General features: G+C 58.5%; 12 protein-coding genes. 8 read left to right on the forward strand and 4 right to left on the reverse strand.

All coding sequences use genetic code 11. The features are described 5' to 3' along the window. Window positions 1-119 precede the first annotated feature (119 nt). Window positions 120-2,459 carry an aldehyde dehydrogenase family protein gene (locus K3727_01750; GenBank protein UWQ91567.1) on the reverse strand — a complete coding sequence of 780 codons (2,340 nt, stop codon included), beginning with the start codon at window positions 2,457-2,459 and terminating at the stop codon, window positions 120-122. A gap of 83 nt (window positions 2,460-2,542) precedes the next feature. Continuing rightward, window positions 2,543-3,532: a deoxyribose-phosphate aldolase gene (gene deoC / locus K3727_01755; GenBank protein ID UWQ91568.1), complete on the reverse strand. Its 990-nt coding sequence runs from the start codon at window positions 3,530-3,532 to the stop codon at window positions 2,543-2,545. 198 nt (window positions 3,533-3,730) lie between these two features. On the opposite strand from deoC, the gene K3727_01760 reads away from it, so the two are divergent. From K3727_01760 to K3727_01795, 8 genes are all read left to right on the forward strand, one after another. Then, on the forward strand, window positions 3,731-4,690 hold the full coding sequence (locus K3727_01760; protein UWQ91569.1) for a zinc ABC transporter substrate-binding protein: 960 nt from the start codon (window positions 3,731-3,733) through the stop codon (window positions 4,688-4,690). A gap of 2 nt (window positions 4,691-4,692) precedes the next feature. Then, window positions 4,693-5,499: a metal ABC transporter ATP-binding protein gene (locus tag K3727_01765; GenBank protein UWQ91570.1), complete on the forward strand. Its 807-nt coding sequence runs from the start codon at window positions 4,693-4,695 to the stop codon at window positions 5,497-5,499. Between the two features lie 5 nt (window positions 5,500-5,504). Then, window positions 5,505-6,710, forward strand: coding sequence for a metal ABC transporter permease (locus K3727_01770; GenBank protein UWQ91571.1), 1,206 nt, complete (start codon window positions 5,505-5,507; stop codon window positions 6,708-6,710). Further along, window positions 6,707-7,636: a metal ABC transporter permease gene (locus tag K3727_01775; GenBank protein ID UWQ91572.1), complete on the forward strand. Its 930-nt coding sequence runs from the start codon at window positions 6,707-6,709 to the stop codon at window positions 7,634-7,636. Before K3727_01770 ends, K3727_01775 begins: the two co-directional genes overlap by 4 nt. Before the next feature lie 125 nt (window positions 7,637-7,761). After that, window positions 7,762-9,636: a DNA mismatch repair endonuclease MutL gene (mutL, locus tag K3727_01780; protein UWQ91573.1), complete on the forward strand. Its 1,875-nt coding sequence runs from the start codon at window positions 7,762-7,764 to the stop codon at window positions 9,634-9,636. A 57-nt stretch (window positions 9,637-9,693) separates the two neighbouring features. After that, window positions 9,694-10,932, forward strand: a complete 1,239-nt coding sequence (gene rmuC, locus K3727_01785; GenBank protein ID UWQ91574.1) for a DNA recombination protein RmuC — start codon at window positions 9,694-9,696, stop codon at window positions 10,930-10,932. After that, complete coding sequence (locus K3727_01790; protein ID UWQ91575.1) at window positions 10,929-12,200, forward strand: adenylate/guanylate cyclase domain-containing protein; 1,272 nt, start codon at window positions 10,929-10,931, stop codon at window positions 12,198-12,200. The genes rmuC and K3727_01790 overlap by 4 nt, the downstream gene beginning before the upstream one ends. Before the next feature lie 179 nt (window positions 12,201-12,379). After that, on the forward strand, window positions 12,380-12,694 hold the full coding sequence (locus K3727_01795) for a DUF3775 domain-containing protein (GenBank protein ID UWQ91576.1): 315 nt from the start codon (window positions 12,380-12,382) through the stop codon (window positions 12,692-12,694). 111 nt (window positions 12,695-12,805) lie between these two features. Here K3727_01795 and K3727_01800 read toward each other — a convergent pair whose 3' ends face one another. Beyond that, on the reverse strand, window positions 12,806-13,948 hold the full coding sequence (locus K3727_01800) for a saccharopine dehydrogenase NADP-binding domain-containing protein (protein UWQ91577.1): 1,143 nt from the start codon (window positions 13,946-13,948) through the stop codon (window positions 12,806-12,808). 13 nt (window positions 13,949-13,961) lie between these two features. Beyond that, window positions 13,962-14,204, reverse strand: coding sequence for a SemiSWEET transporter (locus K3727_01805; GenBank protein ID UWQ91578.1), 243 nt, complete (start codon window positions 14,202-14,204; stop codon window positions 13,962-13,964). Window positions 14,205-14,208: the final 4 nt, after the last annotated feature.

Raw genomic sequence — 14,208 nt, forward strand, 5'->3', positions numbered from 1 at the left:
CAGGATGAGCCCAAAATGCTCTGCGAGGCACACGCATCGCCCGTGACCGTTTGAAGCGAACAAGCGGACCAGGCATGGCAACCTGTCCGCCCTAGCATACTACCATCAAGAAAGCGGGATCATTCGCCATAAGGCACCCAGATCGTTTTGATCTCGGTGGACGCTTCCAGGAAACGGCGTGTGACGTCCGTGGACCAATCCATGGTTTGCCGGTTGTTGACCCAAGTCCGCTTGAGATTGCTGGCCGAGGCGTCTTCGACTTCCCGAGATAGATCACTGGACGAGAATGACCACATGGCGTCCACATTCATATGCCCGGCGAGCGGCACTGCTATGTCAGAAGGCGTCCCAGTGAGGATGTTCACGACGCCTGCGGGAACATCCGATGTTTCAAGCACCTGATAAAAATCTGTCGCGGCCAGCGGGTAAGGGTCGGAGGCGGCCAAAACGACTCGGTTACCCATCGCCAAGGCGGGAGCCATAACCGACACAAGTCCCAACAAAGGGGCCTCATCTGCGCACAGAGCACCGATCACGCCAACCGGTTCCTTCATGGCCAGGGCCACGCCACGTATCGGTACGCCGTGGGCCTGACCGTCATATTTGTCGGCCCAGGCTGCGGCTGTGAACAGACGCTGAATCGAGGCTTCGACCTCGGATGCACCGCCCCGTTTCCCGGTCATGGCATTGATGCGCTGCGCGAATTCATCGGCGCGCGCAGACAGGTTTTCACCGATGTAATACAGGATCTGCGCCCGCAGGTGGCCGGTGGTCTTGGCCCAACCTTTTGCCCCGGCTGCGGCCTCGACCGCGTTGCGGACGTCCTTGCGATTGGCCAGGCCCACGTGGCCCAACAACGCACCGGACCGATTGTAGATCGGTTTGGAATAGCCGCTGTCCGGGCGGGTCTGTTTGCCACCGACATACATTTTGGCCGTGCGGTCGATTGCGTCGACTGGTGCGCCTTCGCCAGCATAGGCCTCAACGGGTTTCAATGGCTTGGTTTTGGCCTTGGGTTTGGTATAGGCGCTCAAGCCCTCCCAGCCACCTTCGCGACCAAAGCCGCTTTCGCGCACGCCGCCAAACCCGGCGGCTGCATCAAACAGGTTGGTGGCATTGACCCAGACCACGCCTGCGACCAGTTTCGGCGCAATATCCAGCGCCAGGTTCACGTTTTCCGTCCACACTGTCGCGGCCAACCCATAGCGGGTGTTGTTGGCCACCTCGACCGCCTCGGCCGGGGTGCGGAAGGTACAGGAAACTAGCACAGGGCCAAAGATTTCTTCCTGCATCAGCGGATCGGAGGGTTCCATCCCTTCGATCAGGGTAGGGGGATAGAAACAACCCTGGCTGGGCATTTCGATCCGGGCCTGATGCATGGACCCAACTGTATTGGCCGCAACCATCTGGGAAATAGTCTGTAACTGTACGGGGTCAACAACCGCACCGATATCAATGCATTTGTCCAGGGGGTTGCCAATGCGCAGCTTGTCCATCCGCGCCTTGAGCTTGGCATGAAAGGCCTCGGCAATGCCTTCCTGTACCAACAGGCGGGACCCGGCGCAGCAGACCTGACCCTGATTGAACCAGATCGCGTCCACCAACCCTTCGACAGCGGAATCCAGGTCGGCGTCGTCGAATACGATATACGGGGACTTGCCTCCCAGTTCGAGCGTCATCGCCTTGCCGCTGCCTGCGGTGGCCTGACGGATCCGGCGACCGACGCTGGTCGATCCCGTAAAGGCGATCTTGTCCACGTCTGCGGCGACAATCATTTCGCCCACGGCACCATCACCAGTGACAATATTAACCACCCCATCAGGTAGCCCGGCCTGACGACAGATGTCGGCGAACAGCAATGCGGTCAAAGAAGTATATTCAGCCGGTTTCAAAACCACCGTATTGCCCATGGCCAGCGCTGGAGCGATTTTCCAGGCCAGCATCAACAGCGGGAAGTTCCACGGGATGATCTGACCACACACCCCCAGAGCCTGGGCATCGGGCAATTCGCCCTCCATCAGCTGGGCCATGCCCGCGTGGTAATAGAAGTGCCTTTGGGCCAGCGGGATATCGATATCGCGGGATTCCCGTATCGGCTTGCCGTTGTCCATCGTTTCGAGAACGGCGAACAGGCGGGCGTGTTTTTGCAGCAGACGGGCAATGGCATAGAGGTAACGTGCCCGACCCGGCCCGCCCTGGTTTTCCCATTTGCCCTGCGCTTTGCGGGCGGCGGCAACGGCCATATCCACATCCGCTTGTGTGGCTTGGGTCAAAGACGCGAGAACCTCGCCCGTTGCGGGATTTCGGCTTTCGAACGCGTGTGCGCCGGGGTTGGTGAAATCACCGTCGATGAAATGCCCGAAGCGATCGCCTTGATCGACCAACCAGGCCAATGCCTCGGCGGCGCTTTCGGGAGCAGGGCCATAATCCATGGACTCAAAAATCTCTTTGACAGTCATCGTGGTTCCTCGGTCTTCGCGGTGTCGTTTTCCGAAAGGGGGCGACCCGGAAATTCGTTTCGTCTCGGCGTCAGATGCGCCGATCAGCCCATAGCATGCCGGTATCCGGCGGAATAATGGCCGGTCAGGTGGTGTTCCAGCTGGCGTTCAATATCGCCCAACAGGGACGACGCGCCAAAGCGGAACAGGTCGGGTTGCAGCCAGCGGTCGCCCAGCTCTTCCTTGATCAGAGACAGATACACCACGGCGTCCTTGGCCTTGGAGATACCGCCGGCCGGTTTATAACCAACCCGATACCCGGTGCGGTCAAAGTAGTCGCGTATTGCCCGGATCATCACCAGCGTCACTGGCAGGGTGGCATTGACGCTTTCCTTGCCGGTTGACGTTTTAATGAAATCGGCCCCGGCCATCATGCACACCAATGAGGCACGTGCCACATTGCGCAGGCTGCCCAGCTCACCAGTGGCTAGGATCGCCTTGACGTGGGCGTCGCCGCAAGCGTGGCGAAAGGCGCGCATTTCATCATACAGTGCCTGCCAGTCCCCGGTCAGCACGTGACGCCGCGAAATAACGATGTCGATCTCATGTGCGCCTGCCTTAACACTCTCTTCGATTTCGGCGACGCGCAAATGGAACGGTGACAGTCCGGCGGGAAAACCGGTCGACACTGCGGCCACCGGAATGCCAGACCCACGCAAGGCGTCCACGGCGGTGGTGATCATGTCGTGATAGACACAGACTGCTCCGGTGGTCAGTCCGGGCATTCCCAATGCGTCCAGCATGTCGGTGCGCACTGGTTGGCGCGCCTTGGCGCATAGGCGTCGAACCCGCCCGACTGTATCGTCGCCGGACAGGGTGGTCAGGTCGATGCAGCTGATCGCCTTGAGCATCCAGGCCGCCTGATAGTCCTTTTTCACGCTGCGCCGCCCGGGAAGGGTGGCCGCGCGGCGTTCAACGGCCGACGTGTTCGCCTGCACCGCCCGGACCCAATCCAGGTTCAACGCCATGCCGGGGTTGCGCGGTTCCGTCACCAGCGGCAAATGCGTTGTGTGTTCTGCTGTTTGGTTATCCATGTTTTTGATCCCAGAAACCGACAGGGAAACCTCGCATGGGTGCGACATGTTAGCAAGCGATGGGGGCAGTTTCCGTTCGGGAAATTTGACCATTTGGGCAAATAATGACCCTTATTGCGAATAAGTCGCAATATCATTGACTTTGTTGCGAATCATTCTCATATTGCCAGTAACGAAATTCACAGGAAGGAGTCCGCCATGCGGATTCGCCGGTTTGCTCTGATCGTCACTTCACTGCTTCTCCCGTTGATCGGGGGACAGGCGATGGCGCAGGAGCCAATGAAAGTCGTTGCCACAACTGGCATGATCGCGGATGCCGCGCGCCAGGTTGGCGGGGACCAAGTCAAGGTCAAAGGGCTGATGGGTCCCGGGGTTGACCCACATGCCTACCGTCAGACCCGCAGCGACATTGTCGCCATGACACGTGCCGATCTGGTGCTGTGGCATGGTCTCTATCTCGAAGCGCAGATGGAAGACTTCTTTCACGATCTGGAGCGCAAGCGCAACGTCGTCGCCGTCGCTGATGGCCTGCCCAGGGACGTTCTGCGCGGTCATGATTCCTATGCGGACAAATTCGACCCACATGTCTGGATGACACCGGTTCTGTGGAAGCAGATGGTACGCCAAGTGCAAAAGGCACTGACAGATACCCGACCAGAATCAGCCGAGTTTTTTGCCGCAAACGCGGATGCGCATCTGGCAGATCTGGACCGGCTGATTGCCTATGGAACCGAAACACTGGCCAGCGTTCCGGTCAGCAACAAGGTGCTGGTCACAGCCCATGATGCCTTTGGATATTTTGGGCGGGATTTTGGGTTTGAGGTGCTGGGAATTCAGGGAATATCGACCCAATCCGAAGCCGGGCTGAACCGGATCAGCGAACTGGTCGACATGCTCGCGGATCGCAAGATTTCAGCTGTCTTTGTCGAAAGCTCGGTTTCGGATCGGTCGATCCGCGCCTTGATCGAAGGTGCTGCGTCGAAGGGCCACGAGGTTAAAATTGGCGGCGAACTTTTCTCGGACGCAATGGGTGCCGACGGTACCTATGAAGGCACCTATTTAGGGATGCTGGACCATAATATGACAACAATAGCCGGGGCGCTTGGCGCCGAAGTGCCCGAGCGCGGCATGGATGGCAAGCTTTCGGCAGGGTTTTGAGCATGACATTGGAATTGGCAAGCAATCAGGGTCAGGCACCAGCGGAAAAAGGGTTGGAACACAGCCCGCTGGCCATTCGTGGTTTGACTGTGACCTATGGTCAGAAACCAGCGGTGTTTTCTGTCGACATGACCGTCGAACCGGGCAAGATGACTGCCATAATCGGTCCCAATGGGGCCGGAAAATCCACCACGCTCAAAGCTGCATTGGGCATCATCAAGCCGGTCTCGGGGCAAGTGCAGGTGTTCGGCAAGCCGCTGGAGGATCAGCGCGCCCGCATTGCCTATGTCCCGCAACGTGCCAGTGTAGACTGGGACTTTCCCACGCGAGTGATCGACGTCGTCCTGATGGGGCTGTATCGCGAATTGGGCCTGCTGGGGCGTCTGCGCAATCGGCACAAGGCCCGCGCGATGGAGTGCCTGAACCGGGTCGGTATGCATGATTTTTCGGATCGTCAGATCGGTCAGTTGTCCGGTGGCCAGCAACAACGTGTCTTCCTGGCGCGTGCGTTGGCGCAGGAGGCGGATCTGTACCTGTTGGACGAACCGTTTGCCGGGGTGGATGCCGCCACCGAAAAGGCAATCATCAATGTCCTCAAATCCCTGCGTAAATCGGGCAAGACCGTTGTCGTTGTTCATCATGATTTGGCAACTGTGCCCGAATATTTTGACAATGTGTTCCTGATCAACACGCGCAAAGTTGCCGAAGGATCTGTTGCGACAACCTTTACCGCCGAAACCTTGCAGGCCGCCTATGGCGGGCGGCTGGCCACTGCACAGGTGGATCAGCTGACACTGGCCGCGGGGTAAATACCATGCTGTTCGAAGCTCTGACGCTTCAGCTTGGCTATAACGCCACGCTGGTGGCTATTGGTGCGACCCTGCTGGGGGTTTCAGCCGGTGTCACCGGGACTTTCCTGTTTCTGCGCAAGCGGGCTTTGGTCAGCGATGCGGTATCTCATGCGACGCTTCCTGGAGTATGCGTGGCCTTCATCCTCATGGCCATGCTGGGCGGGGATGGGCGAAATCTGGTGGGTCTCTTGCTGGGCTCGGCGGTGTCGGCTGGAATCGGTCTGTGGTGTCTCAACTGGTTGACTCGCAACACACGGCTGGCCGAAGACGCGGCAATCGGTGCCGTGTTGTCGGTGTTCTTTGGGTTTGGGATTGTGCTGCTGACTGTCATCCAAACGCTGGGTGTGGGTCGCCAGGCGGGTCTCGAGGGGTTCCTGTTGGGCTCGACCTCTGGGATGTTGTGGGCCGATGCGTTGGTGATTGCGGGCGGCGGGGCGGTTACCCTGTTTCTGATCCTTCTGCTGCGCAGGCCGATGACGTTGGTGGCATTTGATCCCGAATATGCGGCTGCGCGCGGGTTGCCCGTCGACAGGATTGATCTGGCGATGATGGGGCTGGTTATGGCTGTAACGGTTGTGGGGCTCAAGATCGTGGGGCTAATCCTGATCGTCGCCCTGTTGATCATTCCCGCTGTCACAGCCCGTTTCTGGACCGAACGAAGTGATCATGTGGTGCTGTTGGCGGGTCTGACGGGTGGCATATCCGCCTATCTGGGGGCGGCGATTTCCGCGTCGGCCCCGAACCTGCCAACAGGTCCGATCATCGTGTTGATGAGCTTTGCGCTGTTTGCCTTGTCGATGCTGCTTGCCCCCAATCGTGGTGTTTTGGCCGCGATCTTGCGCTATGTTCGCTTTCAGCGCCGGGTGCACGTTCGTCAAGGCTTGTTGGCGTTGTCCCAAGGGCAGCCAATCTATGAAAAATTGACTCTGAGATTGCTCAACCGTGCCGGATTGGTGCGCCTGGACGGGGTCGCTACGGACACAGGTCGCGCACGCGCCGCCAAGGCGCTACGCGACGAGAAACGTTGGGAAGTGGTGCGTTCAGACCAGGCGCATGAAGCCGCTGCCGCGCTGTATGACGGGTTGCGTGAAATCGAAACCGTGCTGACCCGTGATCAAATTGATGAAATCGACCGCCGAATCGGCGGGCCAAAAGAGGTGCCGGCATGAGTGGTGAAGAATTTGTCCCCCTGTCGCTGACACCTTTGCTGATCGGCACATTTGCCGCTGTGGCCTGTGCGTTACCTGGCAATTTTCTGTTGTTGCGGCGTCAGGCGCTGATCGGTGATGCGATCAGCCATGTGGTGTTGCCCGGGATCGTGGTGGCCTTTTTGATCACCGGGGCCATTTCGGCCTGGCCGATGATGCTGGGGGCCGCCGGGGCGGCGGTGGTTGCCGTGGTGATGATCGAAGCAATTCGCCGGTTGGGTCGGATCGAACCGGGGGCAGCCATGGGGGTGGTGTTCACCACAATGTTTGCCGGGGGTGTTCTGCTGCTCGAACAGACCGATACTTCGACCGTGCATCTTGATGTGGAACACGCGCTATACGGCAACCTTGAAAGCCTGATCTGGCTGGATGCTGTGGGCTGGGCATCGTTGCTGGATACCCAGGCACTGGCGCATCTGCCGGTCGAACTGCCCCGCATGGCTTTGACTCTCGTCGGAGTGCTGGTGTTTACCGCACTCTTCTGGCGCGCGCTCAAGATCTCGACCTTTGACGAAGGGTTTGCCCGGACCATGGGGATCCGGGTCAATATGTTGGGCATGGCGCTGGTCATCACTGCTGCGATTGCCGCTGTGGCCGCCTTTGATGCAGTGGGGTCGATTATCGTGATAGCGATGTTTATCTGTCCGCCCGCTGCGGCGCGTATGATGACCAACCGGCTCGAGGGGCAAGTCGGGTGGAGTGTTGTCTTTGCCGTGATTTCGGCGGTTCTGGGGTATGTTCTGGCAGGCTATGGCCCGATGTGGATTGGCGGCAGTGACGCGGTTTCGGCAGCAGGTATGATTGCTACTGTTTCGGGCGTCATCCTCGCTCTGGCAGCAAAATTTGGCCCGTGTCGCAACCGCACAGGTGCCCCTGTTTCGGCATGACCCCCGGGTCCAGACACAGGCCCTGGCAGGGTCGAATTATTCTGTTGGATCGCGTGTGTTTTCTGACTTAACCACCCTGTGACGCATCTGGCAGAATCGCAGGTGCATATGCTAAGTGTTGTTGTATGGCACATGCGAACCCCAATATCAGCGAAAACCGCCCCGTCATCCGTCAACTTGATGACAGCGCAATCAACCGTATTGCGGCGGGCGAAGTCGTCGAACGCCCGGCTTCCGCGGTCAAGGAACTGGTGGAAAACGCCATTGATGCGGGGGCAACCCGGATCACCATCGACATTGCCGATGGCGGCAAGACCCTGATCCGTGTCACCGACGACGGATGTGGTATGCCTCCGGACGAGCTGCCTCTGGCCCTGTCGCGTCATGCAACATCCAAGATTGACGGCTCGGACCTGCTCAACATTCACACCTTTGGGTTTCGCGGTGAAGCGCTGCCTTCTCTGGGTGCGGTGGGCCGCCTGACGATCATCAGCCGGGCCGAAGGGTACGACGCCGCTCAGATTCGGGTGTCTGGCGGGCAGATGGATCCGGTCAAACCAGCGGCGCTGCGATCAGGTACAATTGTAGAACTACGTGACCTGTTTTTTGCCACCCCAGCACGATTAAAATTCATGCGATCAGACCGGGCGGAATCCCAGGCAATTGGCGATGTGGTCAAACGTCTGGCCATGGCTGAACCGTCAGTGGGGTTCACGTTGCGTGATGTGTCGGGTGGTGGCGAAGGGCGCGTGACCTTTCGGGCTGATCCGCTGTCTGGCGATCTATTCGACGCCTTGCATGGACGACTGGCGCAGGTTCTGGGGCGTGAATTCGCTGAAAACGCACTGCGCATTGATGCGACCCGCGACGGAATTCGGTTGTATGGTTATGCCGCCTTGCCCACCTATTCGCGGGGGGCTTCGGTGGCGCAGTTCCTGTTCGTGAACACACGTCCGGTCAAGGACAAGACCCTGCAAGGCGCATTGCGCGCTGCCTATTTTGATTTCCTTAGCCGTGACCGCCATCCGGCGGCGGCACTATTCATTGATTGCGATCCAACCCTGGTCGATGTGAACGTGCACCCGGCCAAATCCGAAGTTCGTTTCCGAGATCCCGGGATTGCGCGCGGCCTGATCGTTTCGGCCCTACGTCATGCGCTTGCCGAAGCCGGGCACCGGGCCTCGACCACGGTTGCAGACGCGACGTTGGGTGCCATGCGACCCGAGCAGCCGAGCCAGACCCGCGTGTATCAGATGGACCGGCCTTCTCTGGGCGCGCGGGTTGCCAATTATGCGGCGCAGCGCCCGGCCAATCCCGAACCTTTTGGGTTTGAGGATCTCAAGCAGGACTACAGCGGTCGTGTTGTCGAAACCCCGCTGGAGCCAACTCAAAGCGAAGATCCCGCCAGTACCGAGGAACAGCACCCGCTGGGCGCCGCCCGGGGGCAAGTGCATGAAAACTATATCATCGCACAGACGGCTGATGGCATGGTTATCGTCGATCAGCACGCGGCCCATGAACGGCTGGTCTATGAAAAGCTGAAAAATCAAATGGCCGAAAACGGCGTCGCAGCCCAGGCTTTGTTGATTCCTGAAATCGTCGAACTGTCCGACAATGACTGTGCCCGGCTGGTCGACGTTGCCGACGAGTTGTCAAAATTCGGATTGACCATCGAACCTTTCGGCGGAAATGCCGTCGCGGTGCGTGAAACCCCTGCCATCTTGGGAGAGGTCAATGCCACTGCGATGATCAGGGACATTCTGGACGAACTGGACGATCAGGGCACCAGCCAATTGGTTCAGGCCAAGGTCGAAGCGATTCTGTCCCGTGTTGCCTGCCATGGCTCGATTCGCTCGGGCCGTCGCATGCGCGGCGAAGAAATGAACGCCCTGCTGCGCGAGATGGAAGCCACGCCCCATTCGGGCCAGTGCAACCATGGCCGCCCAACCTATGTAGAACTGAAGCTGGCCGATATTGAACGGTTGTTCGGACGCAGTTGATCCCATTCATCAGGCACGCTAGAGATTGTGGAAACAAAACAAGAACGGGCGGGCGATATGACTGAAATTGCGGGATTGGGATTTGCCCTGAATGATCCGCTGGCGATTGCAGCGCTGGCCGGCGTTGCAACATCTCTGTTGATTGTCATTCTGCTGTTCTTGGCACTGCGCGCGGCCAATCGGTCTGCCCGAATGACCGAACCGCTTGCACAGCAGATGTATCACCTTGGCCAGCATGTTCAGCAATTGGGCCAAGGACAGGAACAACTGCGCGGCGGGCTGCAGCATGTGTCGGAAACCCAGGCCAACGCTCAGGTACAGATGATCCAGACGGTCGAAGCGCGGCTCGCCGCCGTTCAGCAGAACATGAGCGATCGTCTTGCCGACAACGCCCTGCGTGGCCAGCGTGCAATGGCTGACATGCAAGAGCGGATGAAAGAAAGCCTGCACGGCTCCTCCAAGCAGACCACGGCGTCGCTGACCCAGTTGCAAGAGCGGCTAAAGATGATCGACAAGGCGCAAGATAACATTACCAAACTCTCTGGTGATGTCCTGAGCTTGCAGGACATTCTGTCCAACAAACAGACACGGGGCGCATTCGGAGAGATTCAGCTGAATGACATCGTGTCCAAGGCCCTGCCAGCCGACAGCTATTCGCTGCAACACACCCTGTCCAACGGAAAACGCGCCGATTGCCTGATCCATCTGCCAAACCCACCCGGCCCGATCGTGATCGACAGCAAATTTCCTCTGGAACCTTATGAAGCCCTGCGCAAGGCCGAGACCCAAGTCCAGCTTCAAGAGGCGGCGCGCATGATGAAAACCGCAATTCGTGCTCATATCAAAGCCATCTCAGAAAAATATATCATTGATGGGGAAACCGCCGAAGGCGCGCTGATGTTCCTGCCCTCCGAAGCGGTATATGCAGAGCTGCACGCCAATTTTCCCGATATCGTGCGTGAAGGTTTCACCGCCAAGGTCTGGATCGTCTCGCCTACAACCTGTATGGCCACATTGAATACCATGCGTGCCATACTGAAAGATGCCAGGATGCGGGAACAGGCCGGGGCAATTCGAACCGAGCTGGGCCTGTTGCACAAGGATGTAGAGCGGCTGGGAGACCGGGTTGGAAATCTGGACAGACACTTTGGCCAGGCGACCAAGGACCTCTCGGAAATCAAGATCAGCGCGGAAAAGGCAGGGCGTCGTGCCCAGAGACTGGACAATTTTGACTTTGAGGAATTGGCTCCGAAACCGTCCGAGAATGTTGTGCCGCTGAGCAAAACCGAAGGATGAGCGACGTGAATCCGGATATCGCCCTGTTGCGCGCCGCTGAAATCGAATCCGAACGGTTGGTATCCCTGTTGCGCATCGGGGTTGGATTGGCCTTGCTGGTTTCGTTCTTCCTGATTGTGTCACCGGTGGACCCGCTCGCAAAATTCCTTCTGAAACGTCAGTGGTTCTTTGCCGTTCTGACCATGACGGCCTATTTGCTGCTGGGGGTCGTGTTCTACCTGATGGCCCGTAAGGGACAGTTGCGCCACTGGATGATCTGGCCTGCGGTCGCTGCGGATAGCCTCTTTCTGCTTGGGAATGCGTGGCTGGGGTTGATGAATACCGGGCTTGCCGGGCAACTTGTATTTGTTCTGCCCCCGGCGTGGCTTGTCCCTTTGGTCTTTGCTTTTGGTGTGTTGCGGTTCGATCCGTACAAGCAGGCGTTTGGGGTGGGTGTGGTGGTGCTCGGACTCGCGGTCCTGTTTCTGATACCGGGAGAGGGCAGGGAGGGGCTGGACGTAAACAGGGTCACCATTTTTCTGTCCTTCGCGCCGAATCTGATGCGGTTGGCTATGATTGCTCTGGCTGGTGCGGTTTTGGTGGTGGCCGCGCAACGGATGCGGCGTCTGTTGTTCCGCTCGCTGACGGAGGCCCGACAAAGGGCAAATCTGACTCGATACCTGCCTGCGCAACTGGCAAGCCGTTTGGCGGATGATGGGTTGAACGTGCTGCGACAGGGGGCGCGGCAGACAATGTCCATCATGTTCATCGACATTCGCGGTTTCACCAGTTGGTCGCAGAACCAGGATCCGGGTGATGTCAGCCGATTTATTTCGGAATATCGCAGTCGTGTGTCTGAGGTCGTGCGTGCGCAGGGCGGTATCATCGACAAATTCATGGGGGATGCCGTGATGATCCTGTTTGACGGTAAAGATGACGCTGCCTGTGCATTGCGGTGTGCCACAGGTTTGGCCGAGGAAATCGCCCGGTGGTCTGATACACGGGCGGATCCTATCAAGGTCGGGATCGGGATTCACCGCGGAGACGTGTTTTGCGGTGTCGTCGGTGGAGCGGATCGGCTGGAGTATTCGGTGTTTGGGGACGTGGTGAACAGCGCTGCGCGTCTGGAGCAATTGACCAAAGACGTTGGGTTCACGGTCATTGCATCGCATGATGTTCTGGGCGCGGCAGATGCCGATAAGGTGGGGTGGTGCGCCTTGCCGGCTGTTGAATTGCGTGGCCGCACCGGCTGCGTTCAGATCAGTGGCTGGTCGCCGACAACCCAATAGACGTGCACAAAGCCCGCGCCAAACCGGGCGCGTGTGGCAACGGTTTTCTTGCGCGGGCCTGAAATGTCGGTTGCCTGTGTCACCGGTGGCGGTCTCACGTATTGCGCCAGATCAAGGACGTAGTGCGCAACTGCGCTATCTGATCAGGTAGCAAACGTGAACGGAAGGAAGGAAGCGACATGGAAATCTCTGCCCGGAAAGTGGCTCAGGTTGCGTTGATGGCGCGGGAACTGGACCGGGCCGAAGGTGAATTGCGCGCCTTTATCGACCGGTTGAACGAAGACGAACAGGCCGAGCTGGTTGCGGTGATGTGGGTTGGACGCGAGAGCTTTTTCGCCGAAGATCTGGCCGAAGCCATTGCCACTGCAAAATCCGAGGCTTCGACCCCCTGTGCCGATTACCTGTTGGGAACACCGCATTTGTCGGATCACCTGGAAAACGGGCTGGAGGCGTTGGGTATTTCGGTCGAAGATGTGGAAAACGACCTGATGTAGGCGGGGTTTCCGCCAGCGGCAGGTGCGAGGGGCCAGCCGCTCGCGCTCCCCGGAGTTTTCTGGGCAAGATGAATGAAGGAGCACCGTGTTTCGGGCGCTCCCTTTTTTGTATCAGGCCGTTTGGTCGACCACTTGAAGATGCTGAGCGAGCTTGGCGATTTCTCCCATCCATTTTGCGACCAGGGCTGGATCTGAGGGGGCCGCGCTGACACCGGGGGCGATTTTGCCGTTGATCACAGCTTCGATCGCAAAGGAGACAGGGAACGAAACCAGCCGCGCCATGGCCGTGCCGCGTTCGTCGCCCCAGGCATCCATCACATAGGTTTTGTGCCAGACCGTCGTGCCATCCTTTTCCGCCTTGAGATCGACGCAGAGCACAACGCGGTCGGCTTCGCCTTCGTCATATGCATTTTCGGTCCAGAATTGGTCCGACATTTCCTTGAGCCTTGCGTCACCTTCGGGGCCGCTCAGGGTTTCAACCTCTTTGAAAACGCCATCCCAAGCCTGGGCCCAGCCATTCAGGCGTAGAGTGCCACGCACGAATTGCTTGACCGACCAATCTGTTCCGAACTCGTACTGCTGCATAAAGGGCAATGAGTCCCGATTGGGATAGACCTCGAAGCTCTCTGGTGTGGGCAGTGGCGCTGTATAGGAGCTGATCGCATCCCAAGGGCGTGCGACATCCAGCGGCGCGTGGTACCGGATTGATTTTGAAGGGGAGCGCAACGCCTTGAGCACGCCCAGCGGTGACCAACTGAATTTGTAGCGGAAGGGGTTTGGCGTTTTGGGAATTCCCCCGCAATATGACAGAAAGCTGATGTCGTTGGCTGCGTCACAGGCCGCTGATTCCTTGTAGTCGTCCACCAGCGCATGCGCCATCAAATGGTCGATGCCCGGGTCCAGGCCAACTTCGTTCACCAGACAGACACCGGCGTCGCGGGCCTTGTCATTCAGGGCGCGCATTTCGGGGGCAATATAAGACGAGGATACAAAATGGGCGCCGCGTTCGATGGCGAGCTCTGCCAGTGGCACATGCCAGTCGCCGGGCAGCATCGACACGATCACATCCTGTGGGCTGAGCATCTGACCCAGGTTGGCGATACTGAAAGTGTGAATATTGGTGGTCAGGTCGCCCACTGCTTCGCGGGCCTTGTCAGCTGTTCGATTCCAGACGGCCACATCATGGCCCATTTCCAGCAGCCGACGCAGGCCGGGGATGGCTGATAGCCCTGTTCCGCACCAGTGAATTGTCATTGGGTTTCCTTCCTCATCCGAATTTCAGTTTGGCGGTGACGATGGTGAGTACAGCCATGACCGCACAGATATTGGCCAGGATCAGCGGCCAGTCTGTGACCATGATCCCATAAACAAGCCACAGCGAGACAGTCGCCAGAAACATCAGGTTTGAAGCCAACGACAGGCTCGACGTATCCCGAGTTGCCCAGACCTTCCATGCCTGTGGGATCCAACAGATGGTGCCCAGGATCGCGGCTACAAATCCAATGTACATCGGG

It is taken from the genome of Rhodobacteraceae bacterium M382 (assembly GCA_025141015.1).
GTDB lineage: Bacteria > Pseudomonadota > Alphaproteobacteria > Rhodobacterales > Rhodobacteraceae > Aliisedimentitalea > Aliisedimentitalea scapharcae.